The sequence below is a fragment of the Natronomonas moolapensis 8.8.11 genome, assembly GCF_000591055.1.
In the GTDB taxonomy this organism is placed as follows: domain Archaea; phylum Halobacteriota; class Halobacteria; order Halobacteriales; family Haloarculaceae; genus Natronomonas; species Natronomonas moolapensis.
On sequence record NC_020388.1, the window covers coordinates 1,958,429 to 1,981,343 of the forward strand.

At 68.1% G+C, this 22,915-nt stretch carries 19 protein-coding genes and 1 tRNA gene; 16 read left to right on the forward strand and 4 right to left on the reverse strand.

The window, feature by feature from the left end:
• Window positions 1–18: 18 nt before the first annotated feature.
• Complete coding sequence (locus NMLP_RS09410) at window positions 19–525, reverse strand: DUF5817 domain-containing protein (RefSeq protein ID WP_015409879.1); 507 nt, start codon at window positions 523–525, stop codon at window positions 19–21.
• A gap of 180 nt (window positions 526–705) precedes the next feature.
• On the opposite strand from NMLP_RS09410, the gene gltB reads away from it, so the two are divergent.
• The gene (gene gltB / locus NMLP_RS09415; RefSeq protein ID WP_015409880.1) at window positions 706–5,229 is read left to right on the forward strand and encodes a glutamate synthase large subunit; all 4,524 of its coding nucleotides are present in this window, start codon (window positions 706–708) and stop codon (window positions 5,227–5,229) included.
• A 63-nt stretch (window positions 5,230–5,292) separates the two neighbouring features.
• Here the strand turns inward: gltB and gcvH are convergent, their stop codons facing one another.
• Window positions 5,293–5,676, reverse strand: coding sequence for a glycine cleavage system protein GcvH (gene gcvH / locus NMLP_RS09420; protein WP_015409881.1), 384 nt, complete (start codon window positions 5,674–5,676; stop codon window positions 5,293–5,295).
• 89 nt (window positions 5,677–5,765) lie between these two features.
• Here gcvH and NMLP_RS09425 point away from each other — a divergent pair, with 89 nt between their 5' ends.
• The 6 genes from NMLP_RS09425 (at window position 5,766) to deoC (ending at window position 11,894) form a co-directional block, all read left to right on the forward strand.
• Window positions 5,766–6,206, forward strand: a complete 441-nt coding sequence (locus NMLP_RS09425) for an NYN domain-containing protein (RefSeq protein ID WP_015409882.1) — start codon at window positions 5,766–5,768, stop codon at window positions 6,204–6,206.
• A gap of 1 nt (window position 6,207) precedes the next feature.
• Entirely contained in the window at window positions 6,208–7,218 is a 1,011-nt protein-coding gene (locus NMLP_RS09430) for a sodium:calcium antiporter (RefSeq protein WP_015409883.1), read from the forward strand.
• A gap of 60 nt (window positions 7,219–7,278) precedes the next feature.
• On the forward strand, window positions 7,279–7,896 hold the full coding sequence (locus tag NMLP_RS09435; protein ID WP_015409884.1) for a class I SAM-dependent methyltransferase: 618 nt from the start codon (window positions 7,279–7,281) through the stop codon (window positions 7,894–7,896).
• A gap of 129 nt (window positions 7,897–8,025) precedes the next feature.
• Window positions 8,026–9,840 (forward strand): methyl-accepting chemotaxis protein, encoded by a 1,815-nt coding sequence (locus NMLP_RS09440; RefSeq protein ID WP_015409885.1) that lies wholly within the window; start codon window positions 8,026–8,028, stop codon window positions 9,838–9,840.
• A gap of 114 nt (window positions 9,841–9,954) precedes the next feature.
• The gene (gene lysA / locus NMLP_RS09445; RefSeq protein WP_015409886.1) at window positions 9,955–11,199 is read left to right on the forward strand and encodes a diaminopimelate decarboxylase; all 1,245 of its coding nucleotides are present in this window, start codon (window positions 9,955–9,957) and stop codon (window positions 11,197–11,199) included.
• A 23-nt stretch (window positions 11,200–11,222) separates the two neighbouring features.
• Window positions 11,223–11,894 (forward strand): deoxyribose-phosphate aldolase, encoded by a 672-nt coding sequence (gene deoC / locus NMLP_RS09450; protein ID WP_015409887.1) that lies wholly within the window; start codon window positions 11,223–11,225, stop codon window positions 11,892–11,894.
• Between the two features lie 28 nt (window positions 11,895–11,922).
• Here deoC and NMLP_RS09455 read toward each other — a convergent pair whose 3' ends face one another.
• Both NMLP_RS09455 and purB read right to left on the reverse strand, forming a co-directional pair.
• Window positions 11,923–13,182, reverse strand: a complete 1,260-nt coding sequence (locus NMLP_RS09455; RefSeq protein ID WP_015409888.1) for an MgtC/SapB family protein — start codon at window positions 13,180–13,182, stop codon at window positions 11,923–11,925.
• 68 nt (window positions 13,183–13,250) lie between these two features.
• Window positions 13,251–14,648, reverse strand: a complete 1,398-nt coding sequence (purB, locus tag NMLP_RS09460; RefSeq protein WP_015409889.1) for an adenylosuccinate lyase — start codon at window positions 14,646–14,648, stop codon at window positions 13,251–13,253.
• 159 nt (window positions 14,649–14,807) lie between these two features.
• Between purB and NMLP_RS09465 the strand changes: the two genes are divergently transcribed.
• From NMLP_RS09465 to NMLP_RS15625, 9 genes are all read left to right on the forward strand, one after another.
• Window positions 14,808–15,494 carry an HAD family hydrolase gene (locus NMLP_RS09465; protein ID WP_015409890.1) on the forward strand — a complete coding sequence of 229 codons (687 nt, stop codon included), beginning with the start codon at window positions 14,808–14,810 and terminating at the stop codon, window positions 15,492–15,494.
• Window positions 15,491–16,453, forward strand: coding sequence for a phosphotransferase family protein (locus NMLP_RS09470; protein WP_015409891.1), 963 nt, complete (start codon window positions 15,491–15,493; stop codon window positions 16,451–16,453). Before NMLP_RS09465 ends, NMLP_RS09470 begins: the two co-directional genes overlap by 4 nt.
• Before the next feature lie 253 nt (window positions 16,454–16,706).
• Complete coding sequence (gene purN, locus NMLP_RS09475; RefSeq protein WP_015409892.1) at window positions 16,707–18,278, forward strand: phosphoribosylglycinamide formyltransferase; 1,572 nt, start codon at window positions 16,707–16,709, stop codon at window positions 18,276–18,278.
• Between the two features lie 7 nt (window positions 18,279–18,285).
• Window positions 18,286–19,563: a translation initiation factor aIF-2B subunit alpha gene (locus tag NMLP_RS09480; protein ID WP_015409893.1), complete on the forward strand. Its 1,278-nt coding sequence runs from the start codon at window positions 18,286–18,288 to the stop codon at window positions 19,561–19,563.
• A 73-nt stretch (window positions 19,564–19,636) separates the two neighbouring features.
• A complete protein-coding gene (gene aglM / locus NMLP_RS09485) occupies window positions 19,637–20,932 on the forward strand; it encodes a UDP-glucose 6-dehydrogenase AglM (protein WP_015409894.1) in 1,296 nt (431 codons plus the stop codon).
• Window positions 20,933–21,026: 94 nt separating this feature from the next.
• Complete coding sequence (trmY, locus tag NMLP_RS09490) at window positions 21,027–21,617, forward strand: tRNA (pseudouridine(54)-N(1))-methyltransferase TrmY (RefSeq protein WP_015409895.1); 591 nt, start codon at window positions 21,027–21,029, stop codon at window positions 21,615–21,617.
• An 83-nt stretch (window positions 21,618–21,700) separates the two neighbouring features.
• A tRNA-Pro gene (locus tag NMLP_RS09495) sits at window positions 21,701–21,773 on the forward strand.
• Window positions 21,774–22,206: 433 nt separating this feature from the next.
• Entirely contained in the window at window positions 22,207–22,488 is a 282-nt protein-coding gene (locus tag NMLP_RS09500) for a hypothetical protein (protein WP_015409896.1), read from the forward strand.
• Window positions 22,489–22,653: 165 nt separating this feature from the next.
• A complete protein-coding gene (locus tag NMLP_RS15625) occupies window positions 22,654–22,815 on the forward strand; it encodes a hypothetical protein (RefSeq protein ID WP_015409897.1) in 162 nt (53 codons plus the stop codon).
• Window positions 22,816–22,915: the final 100 nt, after the last annotated feature.

Sequence of the window (22,915 nt, forward strand, 5' to 3'; positions counted from 1 at the left end):
GTCGGCTGATTCGGCGGCTCACAGACGTCGGTACACCCCGTCCGTCCGGGTCACCTCACCGGCCCGGCGGAGCTTTTCTAAGATCCGTTCGACGGCCGACTCGGGGACGCCGGCCGCGTTCGCGTACTCGACGACGTCCGCCTCGGTGGGCGCGTCGAGCTCCGCCAGTCCGTCGAGGACGGTCTGCTTTCGGCTTTGGGAGGAACGAGTCCCGCGTTCGGCCCGCTCCCCGGCCGCCGACACCGCCTCGGGATCGAGCCCGGACGCCGAGAGATACTCGACGTCGTCCATTCCGACCCCGTCGATGTCGATCGCCTCGGGGTCGACGAACTCCCCGTCGTCGGCGCGCTCGGCGAGCATCGAACTCCTGACGCGGGCGGCGTCGTCGGCGGCGTCCGTCTCCGCGAACGCCCGGAGCTTCGAGAACTGGTGTCGTCGCCGGCAGCGCGGACACTGCGTCGTCTCCGGTCGCCCCTCGACGATCCAGAGGGCGTGACACTCTCGACACCCGACGACGGAATACATACCTGTACGTCTTCCGCCCGGCAATTGAAGCTGACGCTCCGTTCGACCGGGGGCTTTGTCTCACCCGGCTGTGTACTCCCCGCGTACAGAATCAATTACATTATATGTCCTTGTATGAAATAATCTTACCGTTATACTTTGAGGGGAAGCCTCTTGATGCGGTGCTAATTATGTATGGCTATGTCTGAGCCAATAGACCGCTCTGCGACCGCCGACGGGCTCGCGGACCCCGGCGACTACCGCGCGAACTGTGGGGTCGGCGTCGTCATGGACCTCGACGGCGAGCGTTCACACGGCACGGTAGCGGACGGCGTCGAACTACTCGAGAACCTCGAACACCGCGGGACGACGGGAGCCGACGAGAACACCGGCGACGGGGCCGGCATCCTGCTTCAGACGCCCCACGAGTTCTTCGACGACGAAATCCCGGAGCTGCCCGACGCGGGCGAGTACGCCGTCGGCGCGGTGTTCATGCCCCCGAACGAGGAAGCGATCGCTCGATTGCAGGACCTTGCCGAGCACGTCTTCGCCGAGCACGGTCTCGACGTGTTCGCCTGGCGCGACGTGCCGACCGACAACGCCCTCCTGGGCGAGACCGCCGTCGAGTCCGAACCGGTCGTCGTCCAGTGTTTCGTCCGCTCCGATCTCGACGACGACGCCTTCGACCGCGCGCTGTACGTCGCTCGGCGCGACCTCGAGACGACCGTCGAGGAACGCACCTTCGAGGGCGCGGCCCGTTTTTATATCTGCTCGCTCGACCGCGAGACGGTCGTTTATAAAGGCCTCCTGACCGCGGAGCAGTTGCCGTCGTACTACCCCGACCTGCTCGACGACCGCGTTCGCTCGACCTTCGCGATGGTCCACGCCCGGTTTTCGACGAACACCCTCGGCGCGTGGCACCTCTCACACCCTTACCGAAACATCATCCACAACGGCGAGTTCAACACGATCCAGGGCAACATCAACTGGATGCGGGCCCGGGAGGACGACCTCCAGCATCCCGACTTCGGCGACGACATCGAGACGCTGCGGCCGATCATCAACGATCCCGAACAGTCCGACACCGCCTCCGTCGACAACGCCCTCGAACTCCTGATGGCGGGCGACCGGGAGATGCCCCACGCCCTCCGGATGTTGATCCCCGAGGCGTGGCGCGGCGAGGCCAACCGGGTCTCGGAGGACCGCCGCGAGTGGTACGACTACCACGCCTCGCTCGTCGAACCCTGGGACGGCCCGGCGTTGGTCGCCGCGACCGACGGGACGCGGATCGGCGCCGTCCTCGACCGGAACGGGCTTCGGCCCTGCCGCTACGACGTGACGACGGACAACACGCTCGTCATGGCCAGCGAGGCCGGCGCCCTCGAGTACGACTTCGGCGAGATCGAGCGCCGCGACCGCCTCCAGCCGGGGCAGCTGTTCGTCGCCGATCCCGAGGAGGGACGTGTCGTCCCAGACGAGGAGATATTCGACGACCTCGTCGAGGAGAAGTACGGCGAGTGGGTCGACGAGCGCCAAGTCGCCCTCGACGACATCGCCGACGCCGACGAGTCCGCGCCGCGGGATCCCGTCGACTCGATACGCTCCCAACAGGCGCTGTACGGCTACACCGAGGACGAAATGAACCACCTCATCGAGCCGATGGCGACCGACGGGAAGGACCCGGTCGGCTCGATGGGCGACGACACCCCGCTCAGCGTCCTCTCGCAGTTCAACCGGCCGCTGTTTACGTACTTCAAGCAGCTCTTCGCGCAGGTCACGAACCCGCCCCTGGACTACATCCGCGAGGAACTCGTCACCTCGATGGAGACGCGGCTCGGCTACCAGCGGAACCTCCTCGACGAGACGCCGGCGCACGCCGAACAGCTCGTCGCCGACTCCCCAGTGCTCACCGACGCGCAGACGGGCGCGATCAAGGGACTCGACGGCGACCTCTCGAGTGCGGTCGTCGACATCACGTTCGACCCCGAGGACGACCTCGAGACCGCCGTCCGGGACGTCAGGCGGGAGGCCACGATCGCGGCACAGGAACACGACATCGTCGTGTTGTCCGACCGAAACGCCGGCCCGGACGCGATCCCGATCCCCGCGTTGCTCGCGACCGGCGGCGTCCATCACCACCTCGTCAGGAACGGTCTCCGGAACCACGTCGGTATCGTCCTCGAATCGGGCGATCCACGCGCAGTCCACCACGTCGCGACCTGTATCGGCTACGGCGCGGGCGCGGTGAACCCGTATCTCGCCTTCCAGTCGATCGCCGACATCGTCGCCGGACCCGACGGGGCCGACGAGGAACGGGCGATCGAGGCCTACATCGGGGCCGTCGAGGACGGCCTCCTGAAGACGATGGCCAAGATGGGCATCTCGACGGTCGAGTCCTACCAGGGTGCACAGATCTTCGAGGCCGTCGGTCTCGATTCGGACTTCGTCGCCGAGTACTTCGAGGGGACGACTGCTCGAACGGAGGGCGCCGATATCGACGACATCGACGCCGACCTCCGGAAGCGATACGAGGTCGCCTTCGCCGACGATCCGCGACTCGAGCTGCAGGGCGAGTACGAACACCGCTCTTCCGGGATGTTCCACGAGTGGAATCCCCAGTCCGTCGGCACGCTTCAAAAGGCGGTTCGGAGCGGCGATTACGGGGAGTACCTGGAGTTCGCCGAGCAGATGAACGATCAGACCGAGAACCTCCAGACGCTCCGGGGATTACTCGAGTTCGACTCGGATCGCGATCCGGTCGACATCGAGGACGTCGAACCCGTCGAGGAGATCGTCGAGCGGTTCTCGACGGCCGCGATGAGTCTGGGCAGCATCTCGCCGGAGGCCCACGAGAACAACTGCATCGCGATGAACCGTCTGGGCGGGAAATCAAACACCGGCGAGGGCGGTGAACCGCCCGAACGCTTCGGCACGGAAAAGGAGTGCAGCGTCAAGCAGGTCGCCTCGGGCCGCTTCGGCGTCACGTCGACGTACCTGACGAACGCCGACGAGATCCAAATCAAGATGGCACAGGGCTCGAAGCCCGGCGAGGGGGGACACCTGCCCGGCGAGAAGGTCAACGAGATGATCGCCCACGTTCGCTACTCGACGCCGGGCGTCGGGCTCATCTCCCCGCCGCCGCTGCACGACATCTACTCGATCGAGGACCTCAAACAGCTCATCCACGACCTGAAGGCCGCCAACCCCGAGGCGGACATCAACGTCAAGCTGGTCTCGGAGGCCGGAATTGGCACCATCGCCGCCGGGGTCGCAAAGGCCAACGCCGACGTCGTCCACATCTCCGGGCACTCCGGGGGGACGGGGGCGTCGCCGAAGACGTCGATCAAGAACGCCGGCTTACCGTGGGAACTCGGCCTCGCCGAGGCCAACCAGATGCTGCGGTCGACGGACCTGCGCTCCCGTATCAAAGTCACCGTCGACGGCGGCATGAAGACCGGCCACGACGTGGCGGTCGGTGCGCTGCTCGGCGCCGAGGAGTACGTCTTCGGGACGGCGTCGCTCGTCACGTCGGGCTGTGTGATGGCCCGGCAGTGCCACGAGAACACCTGCCCGGTCGGCGTCGCGACCCAGCGCGAGGACCTCCGCAAGCGCTTCCCCGGCGAGCCACAGCACGTCATCAACTACATGACGTTCATCGCCCAGGAACTGCGCGAAATCATGGCCGATCTCGGCTTCGAGAGCGTCGAGGAGATGATCGGCCGCGTCGACGCCCTCGAACAGCGCGACGACGTCGAACAGGAGCGGGCCAGAAAGTTGGACCTCTCGGCGGTCCTCGCGGAGCCGGCGGGCGATCAGCGATACAAGACCGAGCCACAGACCCACGAGATCGACGACGCGCTCGATTGGGACCTCATCGAGGAGGCCGAGGCGGCGATCGAGTCCGGCGAACCGGTTCACATCGACCGTGATATCTCGACTGTCAACCGTGCGGTGGGCGCGACGCTGTCGAACGAGATATCGAAGCGCCACGGCACCGACGGCCTCCCCGAGGACACCGTCCGGATCGACTTCGGTGGCACCGCCGGCCAGAGCTTCGGGGCGTTCCTCCAGGACGGCGTCACGATGGGGCTCACCGGCACCGCCAACGACTACGTCGGCAAGGGGCTCTCGGGCGGCAGGTTGGTGCTCAACACGCCCAACGACGCCCCCTACGAACCCGAGGAGAACATCCTCGTCGGCAACGTCGCCCTCTACGGGGCGACACAGGGCGAGGCCTACATCAACGGGATGGCGGGCGAGCGCTTCGGCGTCAGGAACTCCGGCGTCAAGGCCGTCGTCGAGTCCGTCGGCGACCACGGCTGCGAGTATATGACCGGCGGCGTCGTCGCCTGTCTCGGTCGGACCGGCAAGAACTTCGCGGCCGGGATGTCAGGTGGCGTCGCCTACGTCCTCGATCGGGACGGCGACTTCGAGGAGACGGTCAACTACGGGATGGTCTCGACGACCGACGAGTTAGACCACAGAGACCGGACGATGCTCCGCCGTCTCGTGGAGAACCACGTCGCCCACACCGACTCGGATCGCGGCGAGTACATCCTGGACAACTGGGAGGAAGAACTCACAAAGTTCGTCAAGGTGATGCCCGACGCCTACGCCGACATCATCGACGAGCGCGAGGAGGCCGACGTCCGAACCGACCTCCCCGAGTCGGTGACGCCGACCGCCGACAGCGAACGGCCCGGACACGTCGCCTCGGACGACTGAACGCGGTCGTTCACCGCACACGTCGCCTCGGACGACTGAACGCGGTCGTTCACTGCGGCGCTGTCATGCGATCCGTGCCGCATACTCCTCGGGAGAGAGCAGGTCGTCGAACCCCGACTCGTCGTCCGGGTCGACCTCGAGGAGCCACCCCTCGCCGAAGGGATCCTCGTTGAGCCGTTCGGGGTCGTCGACGACGGCGTCGTTGACCGCACGGACGGTCCCGGAAACCGGAGCGTAGAGGTCCGAGACGGCCTTGATCGACTCGACGACGCCGAACTCGGCGTCGGCCTCGATCGAATCCCCGGCCGCGGGGAGTTCGACGAAGACGACGTCGCCGAATTCCGCCTGTGCGAAGTCAGTGACACCGATCCGAACGCCCGCGTCCGTCCGACAGGCCCACTCGTGGGTCTGTCGGTACCGTCGGTCCTCGGGTAGTTCGAAGCGCATAGGCGTCGTATCTCCGGTCGTGGACGTAGGGCTGTCGGCTCTCGGCTCCGAGTGGGTATTTATTTGTTCGATGGCCCCGCAGACGGCGTATGAAACTGTTCGAGCGGCTCCTCGGCCGCGAGACGCGGGTCGGGATCTTCGTCGACGGCCCGAACGTCTTCCGCCCGGAGTTCGACGTCGACCTCGACGAACTCCGGACGCTGGCGCGCGAGGAGGGGACCGTTGCGCTGTCGCGGGTCTACGTCGACGCGAACGCCGGCAGCGCGCTGATCCAGGCGGCCGAAGCCCGCGGGTTCGAGGTCGTGACTACGAGCGGCGACGTGGACGTGAAACTCGCCGTCGAGGCCGTCGAGGCGGCCGTCGCCGGGCGCATCGACACCGTGATCGTCGTCTCGCGGGACACCGATTTCAAGCCGGTCCTCGAGATCGCCGCCGAGCGCGGGCTGCACACGGTCGCGGTCGCCCCCGGGACCCACGGCCGCTCCGACGCGCTCCGAAACGCCGCCCACGACGAAATCACCCTCGGCTGAGATGGCCGGGATCGCTACGCTCGCGGCCGTCGGTCTCGTCGGGACGGTCGTCGTTTGGGGTGGTTCCTCGGCGCTCGAACGCGCCTCGGGACGCCTCGCCAAGCACTACGGGCTCCCGAGGCTCATCCAGGGGGCGATCCTCGCCGCCGTCGGGTCGTCCGCGCCCGAGATCGCGAGCACGATCATCTCGACGATACGGTACGGCGAGTTCGAACTCGGCGTCGGCGTCATCGTCGGGTCAGCGGTGTTCAACATCCTCGTCATTCCGGCGCTGTCCGCGCTGTTGTCCGACGGGACGTTAGACACCGGCCGCGACGTCGTTTATAAAGAAGCGCAGTTCTACATGCTTTCTGTCGCCGCGTTGTTCCTCGTCTTCGCGCTCGCAGTTATTTATTACCCCACCGATGGCGTCGGACTCCAAGGCAGCGTTACACGCCCGCTTGCGGTGTCGCTTCTCGCACTCTATGGGCTGTACGTCTTCGTTCAGTACCTAGAGGTAAGCGATGCCGACGTCGGGCGCATCTCGCTGGACCGCCGTGGACTGCTCTTCGAGTGGGCGCTCCTGCTCGGCGGAATCGGGCTCATTATCGCGGGTGTCGAGGGGCTCGTCTTCGCCGCTGTCGGCCTCGGCGAGGCCTTCGGAACGCCCTCGTTCCTGTGGGGGTTGACCGTCGTGGCGGCGGCGACGAGCCTCCCCGACGCGCTTATAAGCGTCACGGCGGCGCGGATCGACGAACCGGCCGTCTCGCTCGGGAACGTCCTCGGGAGCAACGTCTTCGATCTGCTGGTCGCCGTGCCGGCCGGCGTCGTCCTCGCCGGCGCGACGCCGGTGTCGTTCGCTGCCGCGGTGCCGATGATGGCGTTTCTCGTCGTCGCCACGATCATTCTCTTTACACTCGCCCGGACGGGTATGGAGATCACCGACCGCGAGGCCTGGGCGATGCTCGTCCTCTACGGCGGGTTCGTCGGCTGGCTGCTACTCGAGAGCGTCGGGTTGCTCGGCGTCATCTGACCGGGAAACGTGCCATCGCGGATGCGGTCGCTTATGTTCCCGACCGCGTTTCGACCACGTATGAACCCCGAAGACGTCCGTCGGGACTGGGCCGAACGCGACGGGAAGTACTCCCCCGCGTACTACGCCGACATCGGCCCGAACGAGGTGAGCGAGACGCTCGCGAGCGTCCTCTCACACTACGTCGACGACGACGCTGCGATCCTCGAGTTGGGGTGTGGGTCGGGGCGTCACCTCGAACACCTCCGCGAGCAGGGCTACGAGAGCCTCGCCGGCATCGATATCAACGACACCGCCTTCGAGGTGATGGCCGAGGCGTATCCCCGGCTCGCCGAAACGGGGTCGTTCACCACCGGCGCCCTCGAAGACGTCCTCCCCGGCGTTCCGGACGACGAGTACGACGTCGTCTATGCCGTCGAGACGCTCCAGCACGTCCACCCCGACGAGGCGTGGGTGTTCGAGGCGGTCGCGCGGGTCAGCAACGACTTGCTCATCATCGCCGAAAACGAGGGCAACAGCCCCGACCGCGGTCGCGGGGACGCGGCGGTAAGCCACGTCGACGACGAGTTCCCGCTGTATCACCGCGACTGGAAGGCCGTCTTCACCGATCTCGGGTTCGCCCAGCTGATTTACGAACCGACGGCGCGGGACACGATACGCGTGTTCCGAACCGTCTGAGTCCTCCGAGACAGGCTGCACGAGCGGCCGTGACGGCGGAACGACACACCCGGACGCCGTCGAACGTGCTCGGTTTCGACGAGTGAACTCGTCCGACCCGTTTAGAACACCACCGATGCATTCTTTCGTATGGATACTACGTCGTCGGCTCCCGTCAGCTTCTATCGGGTCGGAGCCATTTATAAACGGTTGCTGTGGCGAACGATGGACCTCCTCGGGATCACCGACTCCCTCTGGCGGAAGATGATGGTCGCCGTCGGCCTGCAGTTCGCCGCTGGGATCGCGCTCGCGAGCGTCGTCGTCGTGTTCGAGGGGACGGCTGCCGTCACCGTCGCGGGCGGGCTGCTCGCGTTGGCCGCGATCGCCTGTTTCAATACGGCATTGATCGTCCGCGAGGACCTGACCGGCCCGCTCCAGGAGCTCGAATCGAGCACGGAAGCGGTCGCGGAGGGCACTCTCGACGTCGATTCGACGGCGATCGAGCAGGACGACGAGGTCGGCTCGCTGGCGGCGTCGTTCGAACGGATGCACGAGATGCTTCGGGTGACGGACCGCCAAGCCGACGCCCTCGCGAAGGAGTCCTTCGGCGATCCCGCCCTCGAGGAGTCGGTCCCGGGGGAGTTCGGCAAGTCCCTCGATCGCATGGCCGAGAACCTCTCGACGGCTATCTCGGACCTCGAGGCCAGATCGGCCCGCCTGACCCGGCTGATCGAGGAGTTCGAAGCCGCGAGCGCTCGGGCGGCCGGCGGCGACCTGACGGTCCGGCTGCCGGCCGAAGAGTTCGACGACCGCTTCGAGGGCGTCGTCACGTCCTACAACAACCAGCTGGACGCCTTCGAGGCGGCCATTGGGCGGGCGAAACCCTTTGCGGGGGCGGTCGCCGAGGCGAGCGAGGCGGCGCGGCGGGAACTCGCCTCGGTGAGCGAGACGAGCGAGACCAACGCGGCGGAGGTCGACGAAATCGCCGACGACGCGGCCCGCCAATCCGAGACGCTCGGGTCGCTCGCCGGCGACGTGGAGACGCTATCGGCCACCGTCGAGGAGATCGCCGCCGCCTCGAACGAGCTCTCGGAGGTCGCCACCCGAACCGCGGCGAGCGCCAACGACGGCGTGGGGGCAGCCGAGGACGCCAGGACGGCTCTACGCGACGCCGCCGAGATCGCTGCCGAGACCGACGAAGCGGTCGCCCGTCTGGTCGAGCGCACCGAGTCGATCCGCGAGATCGTCAGCTTCATCGACGAGGTCGCGAGCCGAACGAACCTGCTCGCACTCAACGCTTCGATCGAGGCTGCCCGCGCCGAGACCGACACGGCCGGCTTCGAAGTCGTCGCCGAGGAGGTCAAATCGCTCGCCGAGGAGACCCACGAGTCGGCCGGCGAGATCGAGGCGCTCATCGGGGACATCGACGACGAGACCCACGCAGTCGCTGCCGACGTCGACGACCTGACAACGCGGCTCGACGAGGCCGTCGACACCGTCAACGCGGCGACCGACGAGTTCGCCGCCATCGCCGAGGACACAGCCGACGTAGAGGAGAGCGCCGCCGAGATCAGTTCGGCGACCGACCAGCAGGCACAGGTCGCGACCGACGTCTCGGCGAGAGTGGACGAGCTCGCCGAGATCGGCGACGCGACGGCCGAACGCTCCGACGCCGTCGCCTCGGATACGGCCGAAAGTGCCGACAGGCTTCGCGGGGCCGCCGACTCGGTCACGGCGCTGGCCGAGCAGGCCGACCGGCTCTCCGAGGCGCTCTCGGCGTTCGATGTCGACGCGGCGGATCCCGGCACCGAGTCCGGCCGCAGCACGGATGCCGATTCCGCCCCCGGTTCGGGACCGGGCTTGGATTCCGCTTCCGGACTCGGCGCCGACAGCGCGATGGACCCCGGCGCCGACGATGTGACTGTACCTGACGACGCCTCGGACGCGCCTGGGGTGGCGGACTGACGCCGTCGACCGCGCATTCGGCAGGACAGCCCCCGCGAACGGCGCCAGCCGATCTCCGGTCGGCGTCGTCCGGAAGCGGAACCCTTGTTATCGGCCGTCCCGGCTGTGTTTTTAATGAGCCTCGTCGACACCGCGGCGGTCAGGCGGCTCGCCGACTGGGACGGCGATCGTCTCGAACGCCTCGCCGCCGAGTACGGCACCCCGTTGTACGTCACCGACCTCGATCGGGTCCGCGAGAACTTCGCGCGCTTCGAATCGGCGTTCGGGTTCGCCCACGTCATGTACGCCGCGAAGGCCAACACCGGTCGCGCGGTCGTACGGACGCTGTACGACGCCGGCGCGGACATCGAGTGCGCCGCTGCAGGGGAGTTACACCGGGCGCTCGGAGCCGGCGTCGACCCGGAAGACCTCCAGTACACGGCGGTCAATCCGCCGGATAGCGACCTCGATTACGCGGTCGACCTCTGGGCCGATGTCCCCGAACTGACGATCACGGCGGGGGCGGCCATGACGCTCGACCGGCTCGAGGACCGCGGGTTCGACGGCCGCCTCGCGCTGCGTGTCAACCCGGGGATCGGCACCGGCCACCACGAGAAAGTCGCCACCGGCAAGGACGCGAAGTTCGGAGTCCCCTACGACGAGGCACCCGAACTCGTCGAATCGGCTCGCGAGCGCTTCGAGTTCGTCGGCCTCCACGCCCACGTCGGCAGCGGCGTCCTCTCGGGTGATCTCGAGGACCACCGGCGAGCGCTCCGGAAGGTCGCCGACCTCGCCGAGCGCGTAGGCGATCTCGAGTTCCTCGATCTGGGCGGCGGCTTCGGCGTCCCCTACCGCCCCGAGGAACCGCCACTCGACATCGAGGCCGCCGCCGGGATGGTCCGGGAGGTGACCGCAGGCGTGGACGCGACGATCGCCTTGGAACCCGGTCGCTATCTGGTCGCCGACGCTGGCGCGCTCCTCACCCGGGTCAACACGATCAAATCGACCCCGGAGACGCGCGTCGTCGGCGTCGACGCCGGGCTCACCTCCCTGATCCGCCCGGCGATGTTCGACTCCTATCACCATATCCGGAACGTGACCGGCGACGATCGCGAGCCGGTCGAATCCAGCGTCGGCGGACCGCTGTGTACCAGCGCGGACGTGTTCTGTACCGACCGTCCGATCCCGCGCCCGGAGGCCGAGGACCTGCTCGCGATCGGCAACGTCGGTGCCTACGGCATCAACCTCGCCAGCCAGTTTCACTCCCAGCCCAAGCCGGCGGAGGTCGCGATCGACGGCGGCGACGAGCGCGTGACCAGACGCCGAGAGACCTTTGACGATCTGATGCGACTGGAGGACGAAGCGCCCGGATATATTTAATCCGGCGACGACGAACGCACGGTATGTCGCTCGAAAGCTCCCTGCTGGACGATCCGTCCGACGTCGTCTCGATCATCGATCATACCAACGTCGATCCGACCGCAACCGAAGCCGAAATCCGCGAACTGTGCCAGGAGGTCGACGACTACGGGTTCTGCTCGGCCGTCGTGGTCCCGTACCACGCCGAACTCGCGGACCGAATGCTCGACGATCGGGCGAACGTCGCGGCCGTCATCGGCTTTCCGTACGGAATACAGAACTCGACGGCGAAGCGGGACGAGGTCGAGGAACTGCTCGAACACGTCGACGAACTCGACATGGTGATGAACCGAACGGCGTTCGCGAACGACGACCACGAGGCGGTCGTCGAGGACGTCGAAACGGTGGCCGAGGCGGTCGGCGATAAGACGCTGAAGTGTATCATCGAGTCGCCGACGCTGTCGCCTCCGGAGATACGGCGTGCTGCCGGGCTCGTCGAGGAGGGGGGTGCGGACTTCGTCAAGACGGCAGTCGGCTACGAGGGACCGACGGATCGCGCGGAGGTCGAGGCGATAGCGGACGGGATCGGCTCCGATACGGAGATCAAAGCGTCCGGCGGGATCGCTACCTTCGAGGCGGTCCTCGAGATGGTGCGCGCTGGGGCGACCCGGATCGGGGCCTCTTCGGGCGTCGAGATCTACAACTCGACACGATAGCCGCTCGCGCGAACCGTCGTAGTCCGACTCACACGAGTACGACGAAGAGGATCCCGACGACGGAGACGGCCCCCAGAACGGCCGTCACCGTGCGGCCGAGCTGTCGCGTTCCGAGCAGCCACGCGAGTCCGGCTTTTAAGAGCGTGTTCGCGACGGCTCCGATCACGATGCCCGTCGCTGCGACCTCCGGGGGGACGGTCCCGTCGGCCGCGAGCGTACTCATCGTGAGCGTGATCGCATCTACGTCGGCGAGTCCGGAGACGAACGCGATCGCGTAGATTCCCGAATCGCCCAACTGCACGTGCGCGAACTCCGAGACCGAGAGCACTGCCGCGAAGACGGCCCCGAAAAACAGCGCCGGCCGCAACCGGAATGGGTTTCGGATTTCCGTGTCGGCGTCCAACTCCGTCTCAGTTCTCGAACGCCAGTAGACGACGACGGCCACGACCGCCCCCATCCCGGTCATCGCACCGAGCGGAACGACGACGTACGGGAGTAGATTCGGGTTGACGACGGTGACCTCGATGAGCGCCCTGGGGAACATTACGATCGAAGCGGCGATCGTCGAGAACGCACAGATACGGTAGAGAGTGTGTTCTTCCGTCGTTCGCTCGGCCATCGAGACGGCCGTCGCGGTCGAAGAGACGAATCCGCCCAGGACGCCGGTCACTGCGATCCCCCGTTGGACGCCGATGACCCGCCCGAGGACGTACGCGACGAAACTCAACCCGGAGACGAACGCGACCATGAGCCAGACGTACCGAGGGTTGATCCCGAAGAGCACATCGAGTTCGCGGTCGGGCACCAACGGGAGAACGACCAACACGACGAGAATAAACTTCATCGACGCGTGCCGTTCGCGCTCGTCGATCCGGTCGGCGAACCGGTGGATGACGCCCTTCGCCGAGAGCAACACCGTGACCGCACCGGCGACGACGACCGCGAGGATGGCCCCGCGCTCCGAGTGGGTCGCCAACGCTCCCAGCACGACGGTCAACAACGCGGTCACGAGCGTCGTGAGCCCGATATCGCCCGCCACCCGGATCCGGCCGGCGTAGGCGACCGTCAACGGGATCGCGAGGGAGATCAACGCGATCGGGAGCATCGCCGGAAAGAACGCCTGCACGAGCGCACCGTAGAGCGCGAAAAGCGGAAACGTACGGCTCCCGGCGAAGAGCCCCGCCGAGTCGCTCTGTTCTCGTTCGAGCCCGATGAGGGCACCGATCCCGAACGCGATCGCGATCCGAAACACCAAAATCGAGAGCGAGACGGCGTCGGGATCGACCATGTTTGGCGGTTCGTCCGCCCCTCTTGTCAAGCCTCGGAAGAGCCCCGGTTCGGAGCCGCCGGTATCGCCTACCGATCGCGCTGCGACCCGAGTTCGTCGACCAACTCGTCGCCGAGTCCGACGTAGCCCGCGGGCGTCAGGGCGTGCAGTTCCTCGCGGACGGACTCGCCGACGTCGAGCTCGTCGAAGAGGTCGCGGAAATCCGACAGCGTGGCGCGCTCTCCTCGGGTGAGTTCCTTGATGCGCTCGTAGGCGTCGGTGTCGCCCTCCCGGCGGAGGATCGTCTGGACGGCCTCCCCGATCACCTCGGGGTTGGCTTCGAGGTCCTCGCGCATGAGGGCCGCGTTCGGCGTCACTTTCTCGAGACCGGCGGCCGCCTTCCGGTAGCCGATGAGACAGTGCGACAGCGCCGCGCCGACGTTCCGTTTCACCGTCGAGTCCGAGAGGTCCCGCTGCAATCGGGAGGTCGTAACGTAATCGGCCAGGAAGGTGAGATCCGAGTTGGCTTTCGTCAGGTTCCCCTCGCTGTTCTCGAAGTCGATCGGGTTCACCTTGTGCGGCATCGTCGAAGAGCCGGTCTCGCCCGCTTTGGCCTCCTGGCCGAGGTAGCGATCGGAGACGTAGAGCCACATATCGAGGTCGAGGTCCCGCAACACGTTGTTGACCCCGCGGAGCGCGTCGAAGACCGACGCGAGGTCGTCACAGGGGTTGACCTGCGTCGAGAGCCCCGCGTGTTCGAGGCCGAGGGACTCGACGAACGACTCCGAGAAGGCCCGCCAATCGACGTCGGGGTAGGCGGCGCGGTGGGCGGCGTAGGTCCCGGAGGCGCCGGCGAGTTTGCCCGATAGTCCCGCCGTCGCGGCCTCGAGACGGCCGAGCGCGCGCCCGAGGCGGGCGGCGTAGACGGCGAGTTCCTTGCCGTAGGTCGTCGGCGTCGCGGGCTGGCCGTGCGTGCGTGCCAACATCGGGAGGTCGCGGTGTCGCCTCGCGTCGTCCGCGAGCGCGTCCCGAAGCTCCCGGATCGCGGGGACGAGCACGTCCGTGACGGCCGGTCCGAGGCAGAGTCGGTGGGCGAGGTTGTTGACGTCCTCGCTCGTCAGCCCGAAGTGCACCCACGGTCCCTGTGTGTCCTCGTCGGGCAGGTGCAGCCGAATGAAGTACTCGACAGCCTTGACGTCGTGGTTCGTCGCCGCGTAACCGCCGTAGCCGTCCGTTTCGAGGCGTTTGACGACGTCGGCGTCGTCGGCGTCGAAGGACCGATACAGCGCCCGGAGCTCCGATCGGGTCCCGGAGTCGAGCGCGAGCGGGGTCGCCTCGAGGTCCGCGAGGGCGAGGAGGTACTCGACCTCGACCTCGACGCGAGCGCCCATTAGGGCGGCCTCGCTGGCGTAGTCGACGAGCGGTTCGGTGTAGCGTGCGTAGCGGCCATCGAGCGGCGAGACGGCGTACAGCGGCCCCCGTGTCATGTCCGTGGTTCCGGCGAGGCGCTGAAAAAGGATGTCGGTCGGAGCCGGGGGGAGACGCCACGGGTTCGGCGTTCGCGGACGTCCCGCGTCCGCGGAACCGGACAGCGGCGCTCCCTCGGCGACCGGGCGGGTTTTATTTGTCGGCGCCGTGGTCCGAACGTGTCGTTCACAGCCGTGCTCTTCGACGTCGACGGGACGCTCTGTGAGCATGCGGACTCGGCGGCGGCCGTCTACCGCGGGGCGTTCGAGGCGGCCGGTATCGACCGCTTCGGCGAACCGGCGGGACTGTGGAGCGCCCTCGAGGAGCCGCCGGATCACGACGACCCGGTCGGCTACTTCGCTCGCGGGTTCGCCCGAGTGGCCGCCCAGCACGGCCGGACGCCGGTCGACGCGACGGCGCTCGCCGAGGGGTTCCTCGAAACGGTCGATTACTCGGACGTGACACCGCGGCCGGGCGCGACGACGGCAGTCGAGGCGGCGGCGAACGCCGGAACGGTCGGCGTCGTGACGAACGGCCCGACGTCTCGACAGACGGGAAAGCTCGAGGCGCTCCCCTTCGGCGACGCCTTCGACGCCGTCGTCTGTGCCGGCGACAGACGGCGACAGAAGCCGAACCGCGACCCGTTCGACCGGGCGCTCGGGGCGCTCGGCGTCCGGCCGGAAGAGGCGCTCTACGTCGGTAACTCACTCGAGTACGACGTGGCCGGAGCCCAGAACGCCGGGTTGGCGGTGGCGTGGTGTCCGACGGACGGCGACTGCGACCCCGCTCCGTATCGCCCCGACTACGTGTTCGAGTCGCTGGGCGAACTGCGAGGGGTACTCGACGACGAGGGCGCGGACGGATGACGGGATGGATACGTGCGGCCGTCGAGTCGGCGCGTCCGGGACGCGCGATCGAGTCGATCGAACGGCCGGTCGAGGGCAACAGAAAGGAGACGGCGATCGTCACGGTCGACGGCGGCGAACGCCTCGTCGTCCAGCGGACCGAGGACCCGTCCGCGCTCCGGACCGAGACGCGGCTCGCGCGCGAAATTGCGGCTCGGACGACCGTGCCTGTCCCGACAGTGCTGGAATGCGGGCGGGTCGACGGGGCCGACGGCCGCGATCACGGCGGGGCCTACCGCGTCGTCGAGGCGGCCGACGGGACGAATCTCCACGAGCGGTTCGGCGCGCTTTCGCCCGCGGTGAGGCGGCGGATCGCGGAGCGGTTCGGGCGGGCGTTAGCCGAGATACACGGGGCGTTCGCCTTCGAGCGCTTCGGCCCGGTGGTGGCCGACGCCGGGGAATCCGGTGACGGGGGCGGGTTGCGGGCCGACGGCCCGGACTCCTGGACGCGGTGGCTCGACGCCTACATTCGCGAGTGCGTCGACGCCCTCCCGGAGCCGTTCGCCGACCTCGAGGCGGCGATCGAAGCGACGATCGAGGCGAGACCGACGGCCGACCCGACACCGCGGCTGTTTCCGTGGGACTTCCGGCCGGGGAACGCGATGATCGATCGCGGCGAGCTCACGGCGTTTCTCGACTGGGGTGACCCCCTTGCCGCCGGAGCGGGACTCTCGCTCGCGAAGGCCGAACACCTCCTCGTGGACTGGTATATCGACGACGGAACAGCCCTCCGGACGGCGTTTCGGGACGGGTATACCGAGGTTCGGCCGCTCCCCGAGGTGGGTCGCACCGAGCGCGTCGCCGCCGTCGTCGACTCGGCGGTCGATTCGGACGGCGCCGTCACCCGACCGGGGTATCCCGAACGGACCGGCGCGGCCGCCGTCGAGTTTCACCGGCGGCGGTTGCGGGCGTTGCTGTGAGCGTGCGTTCGGGCCGGAACATGCACGCTCGTGGCCAGTGTTCGGTCATTACTGATACTGGTGGACGAAATCAAACGACACCGGATCACGAGTGATCCGCCGGTCGTTCCGTCGAACGGCGTGCGCCTCGTGCGTCGTGTGTCCGTTTTTTTGTCCATCAGTATGAGCCCTGGCCGTCGATATATGCACGTATCTGTATCACACCGCGGTGACAACCGCAACTACTTTGCGTTCGGCGGAGTCGATTCCGGGCATGAAACTCGCCGGTATGGCCTCGAACCGCGGCCGGAACCTATTGCACATCGCCGACACCGCGCCGGGCGGTGCGGAGTTCGCCGTCGTGCTCACGAACGAGGCGGGCGCCCCGGTCCTCGACGGTGCGAGAGAGCGGGACATCCCGACCGAGGTCGTCGCGCGCGCCGAGGACGAACTCCGCGAGGAACACGAACGTCGGCTCCTCGAGCGCCTCGAGGGCTACGACGTCGATCTCGTCTGTCTCGACGGTTATATGCGGATCCTCACGGAGACGTTCCTCGATGCGGCCCCGCGGACGCTCAATGTCCACCCGTCGCTGCTGCCCGCATTCCCGGGGACGGACGCCCACGAGCAGGTCCTCGATGCCGGAGTCGCCGTCACCGGCTGTACCGTCCACGTCGTCGACGAGACCGTCGATGGCGGCCCGATCGTCACCCAACAGCCCGTCCCGGTGTACGACGGCGACGACGTCGGCGACCTCAAACAGCGCGTCCTCCACGAGGCGGAGTTCAGCGCCTACCCCCGTGCAGTCGAGTGGTTCGCCGAGGACCGCGTCACCGTCGAGGGCGGCGAGGTCTCCATCGAGGGCGACGACGGCGGCGCGTTCCCCGCCCGCCGACTCGTCTGCGAGGATCGCGGCCGCGAACTCCGCTACGGCGAGAACCCCCACCAGGACGCCGCGGTGTACCTCGACCGCGCCCGCGAGGGGGCCAGCGTCGTCGGGGCCGCGCAACTGAACGAGGGCGCGAAGGCGCTGTCGTACAACAACTACAACGACGCCGACGGCGCGTTGAGACTGATAACGGAGTTCGACGACCCGGCAGCCGCGGTCATCAAACACACCAACCCCGCGGGGTGTGCGACCGCCGAGTCGCTGGCGGCGGCCTACGAGGACGCGCTCGCGACGGATCCGATGAGCGCCTTCGGCGGCATCGTCGCGCTGAACCGCACGTGCGGCGCCGACACGGCCGCGGCGATCACCGACTCGTTCAAAGAGGTCGTCGTCGCGCCCGGCTACACCGATTCGGCCCTCGAGGAACTCTCCGAGAAGGACAACCTCCGCGTGCTGGACGTGGGTTCGCTCGACGGCGCTTCCGAGCCGACGGTCGAGAGCGACCTCGTCGGGGGACGGCTGGTCCAAGAGCGCGACGGCCAGTCGCTCGGGCCGGCCGACCTCGAGACGGTCACCGACCGCGAACCGACCGAGGCGCAACTCGAGACGATGTGTTTCGCCTGGCGGACGATCAAACACGTCAAATCCAACGCGATCCTCCTCGCCGACGGGACCGAGACGGTCGGCGTCGGGATGGGGCAGGTCTCGCGGGTCGACGCCGTCCGCCTGGCCGCGATGAAGGCCGACGAGCACGCCGAAGGGAAGGACGCCGAAGGAGCCGTGATGGCCTCGGACGCCTTCTTTCCGTTCCCGGACGGCATCGAAGTCGCTGCGGAGGCCGGCATCGAGGCGGTCGTCCAGCCCGGCGGCTCCGTCAACGACGAGGACGTCATCGACGCCGCGAACGAACACGACGTCGCGATGACGTTCACCGGCCAGCGGGCCTTCCAGCACTGATCGCGGAATGACGGGGGGAACCGACGTGCCGCCGGTCGCCGTCGCCTTCCTCCGGAACGACGCCGAGATCCTCCTGGCCCAGTATCGGGGACCGATCGCGGCGTTCGCGGACCGGTGGACGGGACTCGTCGGGGCGGCCGACGGGAACGCCGACGGTCCCGAGAACGCCGGCCTCCCCGAAAGCGCGACGCCGGTCCGAAGCGGCGATCCGTTCACTGTCGGCGCCGAGGGGACCGAGTTCGTCATCCATCCGGCGCTCTTCGAGTGTCCGTCCCGCGACGTCGAACTCCCCGACAGGGCGATCGACTCCGACTGGGTACCGGCGACTGAGATCCACCGGCGGGAGACGATGCCGGGGCTGTGGCGGGCCTACGACCGCGTCCGGCCGACGCCGGCGACGCTCTCGGCCGACACCGAGCACGGCTCCAGCTACATTTCGATTCGAGCGATGGAGATCGTCCGGGACGCCGCGGGCGCGCTCCGGGCGGAGGGAGTCGGGACCGACGCCGCGTGGGCCGACCTGACTGCCGTCGCCGAGGACGTCCTCGCGGCGCGGCCGAGCATGGCGGCGCTGCGCACCCGCGTCGACCGGATCCTCTCGCGGGCAGCGGGCGACCGCGCCGCGGCGACGGTCGTCTCGATGGCGATCGAAGAAATCGACGCCGCCCTCGACGCGGACCGGCGGGCCGCGGAGACGGCGCGCTCGGTCGTCGAGGGGGAGACGGTGCTCACCCTCTCGCGGTCCGGGACGGTGTTGCCCGTACTAGCGGGCCCACCGGAGCGTGTGGTCGTCGCCGAGTCCCGCCCTGACCGCGAGGGGATCGGGGTCGCCGAGCGCGTCGCCGAGGCGAGCGTCGATGTGGCGGTCTGTGTCGACGCAGCGGTCGCTCACGTCCTCGCGACGGAGGCAATCGACGCCGTGGTGCTCGGCGCGGACACGGTGTTGGCCGACGGCACGCTTGTAAATAAGGTCGGCTCGCGCGCGGCGGCGGTCGCCGCCAACGGGACCGAGACGCCGGTGTACGTCGTTACGTCGAAGGACAAGATCAGCCCCGATCGGACGCCGACGTTCGAGGCGGGGCCGGCCGAAGCGGTCTACGACGGCGACCGGGCGATCGACGTTCACAACCCGACGTTCGACGCCACCCCGCCGGCGTCCGTCACCGGCTTTCTCACCGAGGACGGCCGTCTCGACCCGGCCGAGGTGGCCGACGTGGCGGCCGAGCACGCGGCGCTGGCGGGGTGGCGGACGGGGGGCTCGGAGTCCAAGTCGTCGTCGGAGTGACCCGAGAGAGCAGCCCGGCCCGGACTGGGCGGAGAGCCCAACGCTCAAACCCCCCGGCGGCGAACGGCGGCGTATGAACGTAAGCGTCGTCGGAAGCGGCTACGTCGGGACGACCCTCGCCGCCTGTCTGGCCGATCTGGGCCACGACGTGACCGCGATCGACGTCGACGAGACGACCGTCGAGCGGCTCAACGCGGGCGAGACGACGATCCACGAGCCGGGGCTCGATCCGCTGGTGTCGGCGTACGCCGGGGGGCGGCTGCGAGCGACAACGGACCACGCCGCCGCGGCCGACACCGATCTCACCGTCCTGGCAGTTGGCACGCCCGCGACCCCGGACGGCTCGATCGACGCGTCGATCCTGCTCGCCGCCGCCGAGGATCTGGGCGAGGCCATCGCCGAGGCGGACGGCTATCATCTCGTCGTGGTCAAATCGACCGTCCTGCCCGACGTGCTCGAGGACGAACTCGTCCCGGCGATCGAAGCGGCCTCGGGAAAGACCGACGGCGAGGGCTTCGGCGTCGCGGCCAACCCCGAGTTCCTCCGGGAGGGCAGTGCCGTCCGGGACTTCATGGAACCCGACAAGATCGTGATCGGCACCGCCGGGGACGAACGCGCCCTGGATCGCCTCGCCGAACTCTACCAGCCACTGATAAGCGACTGGGACATCCCGGTCGTCGAGACGGGGCGGCGCGAGGCCGCGATGGTCAAGTACGCCAACAACGCGTTCCTCGCGGCGAAGGTCAGCCTTATAAACGACATCGGGAACGTCTGCAAGGAGTTCGACGTCGACGCTTACGAGGTCGCCGACGCAATCGGCCTCGACTCGCGCATCAGCGGCGAGTTCCTGCGCTCGGGGGTCGGGTGGGGCGGGAGTTGTTTCCCAAAAGACACCGCCGCCCTCGTCGCCGGCGCCGAGTCCGCCGGCTACGAGCCGACGATGATCGAGGCGGCGATCGAACGCAACGACCGCCAGCCCGAGCGGCTGCTCGAACTGCTCGATCGGCACGTCGACGTCGACAGCCGACGGGTCGCCGTGTTGGGGCTCGCGTTCAAACCCGGCACCGACGACGTTCGCGGGACCCGCGCGACGCCGGTGATCGAGGGGCTCCTCGAGCGCGGTGCCGAGGTGGTCGCCTACGACCCACGCGCCGCCGACGCGATGGCCGAGGTGTTTCCCGACATCGAGTACGCCGACTCGGCCGCGGCCGCGTTGGCGGGCGCCCACGCCGCCGCCGTCGTCACCGACTGGCCCGAGTTCGCCGACCTCGACGAGGCGTTCGACGCGATGGCCGACCCGGTCGTCGTCGACGGCCGGCGGATCGTCGAACGCCGCCGGGGGATCACCTACGAGGGGCTGACCTGGTAGCCGACCGCCGGGCGGCCGGCGGGTGAGAAACGATGCACGGTCCGAGGGCCGGTCGAACCGGGTCGCATTTATAAACGCCGCCCGCACGCCCCGTATGCGCCACTTCGTCGTCCGCTCGCACGACCTCGCCGCCGGGGCCGACGTCAGCCTCAACGACCTCCCGGGGGCGGGCCGCCTCGATCTGCTCTCGCGGTGTGTCACGAGCGCGCTGTTGTGCTCGCACGACATCCGCGAGGACGTCCGCGTCTCGCTCGTCGTCGACGGCTACGTCGTCGGCTTCGACGGGTCGGAGCTTCGCCGGCTCAACCCCGACGAGCGCTCGACGGCGGCGCGGATCCGGGACGCGCTCGCGGCCCGCGAGGGCGCAATCGGGTCGATGGCGGCCCACCCCTCCCCCGGGGTGTCGATCCGACAGGGGGATTTCGAATCGCTCCTGGGCGGCCTCGGCGCGGGGAGAACTCTCGTCGAACTCCACGCCGACGGACGGCCGATCACAGAGCGTGCGCCGCCCGAGGATCCCGTGTTCGTCCTCTCGGATCACCGTGAGTTCACCGACGCGGAGGCCGAGTCCCTCGGGTCGGCGGCCGACGACCGGGTGTCACTCGGCCCCGAGGCGCTGCACGCCGACCAGGCGATCACCGTCGCGCACAACTACCTCGACACCGGCGGCTACACGGCGTATTGAGCCACACCGAGTCGCAAAGCGGACCCCCGCGGCTGCCGGCCTTTCGGAAGGATTAAAAGACACAACGGCTTGTGTTCGAGTGCGGGCCGGTGGGGTAGCTTGGTATCCTTCGGCCTTCGGGTGGCCGTAACCACGATTCAAATTCGTGCCGGCCCACTTTTTGCCCGCGATCCGACAGCCGTGAGCGATAGCGAGCGACGCCTGGATCGTGTGGCACGATCTGAGGCCCAGTTTGAGTCCTCCGAGACGCAGCGCGAACGAAGCGAGCGACTGTCTCGGTTCGATTCGAATTCGCGCCGGTCCACGTTCCCCCGCATTCGGGTTCGAACTAAACTCCGCCCGCGTATTCGCGCGAGGGAAGCGGATTTTCCCCGTGCATCGGGGGCAACGCCGGTCGGAGACGTATCCGCACGGGCCGGTTCGATACGCGGATTCGATTGAGAGAAAATGCAATTAAATCCCGGAACCGGATCTCGGCCATTCGGGATGATTAACCGCTTTGTTTACCGAGGATAGCGGGTCGGTCGTAACTTTTGTTCGTCGAACGAAGGGCTTAATTAACCCCACAATTTAGTAATAATCGAAACAGATGAGCCAACTTTTGAACTCTCTGCGGACGGTCGTCGACACGCTCGATCGGATCACGTCGGACGAAACGACGCGGCGGTTGCCGTACGCGGACACCAGATCGAGGGCGGGCATTCACTCGATCGCGAACGCCCAGTCCGGCGGGAGCACGTACGCGGCCGGGCGGTCGCGTCCCGCCGCCGGGGACGCGACGACGGAGTCGACGCTCTCGGGCGAGCCGCTGGACCCGCTGGCGCTTCGGGCGTCGCCGGACGGGCAATGCGTGCCGGCGGACGACGACTGATACTGGTGGACGAACGCACACGACACTGACGCAGGAGCGATCCGCCGGTCGCTCCGTTGGACGGCGTGCGCCTCGTGCGTCGTGTGTACATTTGTTCGCCCGTCAGTATGAGAGACCCCCGTCGGCACCGTCACGATCATGGGCGCGGCGGCCGAACCCCCGGTCGTGCTCCGAGTACGGATCTTCCTCTGTGAGGGCTGTGGGACCGCCCACGCCGATCCGGAGGAACCACCGCGGTGCTGTGCGTGCGGTCGGGCGTCGCTCACGGAACTCGACGGTCGGGACGGGGCGGCCGCGTACTTCTCGCCGTCTCGGGACGCGACGTAGCGCGTTCGCGCCGCGTGACGTGGCGTAGCGCGCTCGCCCGCCCTGGACGGCGGGCGGCCTGCCCCGCACGCGGGGGTTTTTATCCGCCCACGACGACCAT

What these genes read in the sequence shown, in the direction of transcription:
- NMLP_RS09410 (WP_015409879.1), bottom strand. Translation starts at nt 525, where the DNA reads ATGTATTCCGTCGTCGGGTGTCGAGAGTGTCACGCCCTCTGGATCGTC.
- gltB (WP_015409880.1), top strand. Translation starts at nt 706, where the DNA reads ATGTCTGAGCCAATAGACCGCTCTGCGACCGCCGACGGGCTCGCGGAC.
- gcvH (WP_015409881.1), bottom strand. Translation starts at nt 5,676, where the DNA reads ATGCGCTTCGAACTACCCGAGGACCGACGGTACCGACAGACCCACGAG.
- NMLP_RS09425 (WP_015409882.1), top strand. Translation starts at nt 5,766, where the DNA reads ATGAAACTGTTCGAGCGGCTCCTCGGCCGCGAGACGCGGGTCGGGATC.
- NMLP_RS09430 (WP_015409883.1), top strand. Translation starts at nt 6,208, where the DNA reads ATGGCCGGGATCGCTACGCTCGCGGCCGTCGGTCTCGTCGGGACGGTC.
- NMLP_RS09435 (WP_015409884.1), top strand. Translation starts at nt 7,279, where the DNA reads ATGAACCCCGAAGACGTCCGTCGGGACTGGGCCGAACGCGACGGGAAG.
- NMLP_RS09440 (WP_015409885.1), top strand. Translation starts at nt 8,026, where the DNA reads ATGGATACTACGTCGTCGGCTCCCGTCAGCTTCTATCGGGTCGGAGCC.
- lysA (WP_015409886.1), top strand. Translation starts at nt 9,955, where the DNA reads ATGAGCCTCGTCGACACCGCGGCGGTCAGGCGGCTCGCCGACTGGGAC.
- deoC (WP_015409887.1), top strand. Translation starts at nt 11,223, where the DNA reads ATGTCGCTCGAAAGCTCCCTGCTGGACGATCCGTCCGACGTCGTCTCG.
- NMLP_RS09455 (WP_015409888.1), bottom strand. Translation starts at nt 13,182, where the DNA reads ATGGTCGATCCCGACGCCGTCTCGCTCTCGATTTTGGTGTTTCGGATC.
- purB (WP_015409889.1), bottom strand. Translation starts at nt 14,648, where the DNA reads ATGACACGGGGGCCGCTGTACGCCGTCTCGCCGCTCGATGGCCGCTAC.
- NMLP_RS09470 (WP_015409891.1), top strand. Translation starts at nt 15,491, where the DNA reads ATGACGGGATGGATACGTGCGGCCGTCGAGTCGGCGCGTCCGGGACGC.
- purN (WP_015409892.1), top strand. Translation starts at nt 16,707, where the DNA reads ATGAAACTCGCCGGTATGGCCTCGAACCGCGGCCGGAACCTATTGCAC.
- NMLP_RS09480 (WP_015409893.1), top strand. Translation starts at nt 18,286, where the DNA reads ATGACGGGGGGAACCGACGTGCCGCCGGTCGCCGTCGCCTTCCTCCGG.
- aglM (WP_015409894.1), top strand. Translation starts at nt 19,637, where the DNA reads ATGAACGTAAGCGTCGTCGGAAGCGGCTACGTCGGGACGACCCTCGCC.
- trmY (WP_015409895.1), top strand. Translation starts at nt 21,027, where the DNA reads ATGCGCCACTTCGTCGTCCGCTCGCACGACCTCGCCGCCGGGGCCGAC.
- NMLP_RS09500 (WP_015409896.1), top strand. Translation starts at nt 22,207, where the DNA reads ATGAGCCAACTTTTGAACTCTCTGCGGACGGTCGTCGACACGCTCGAT.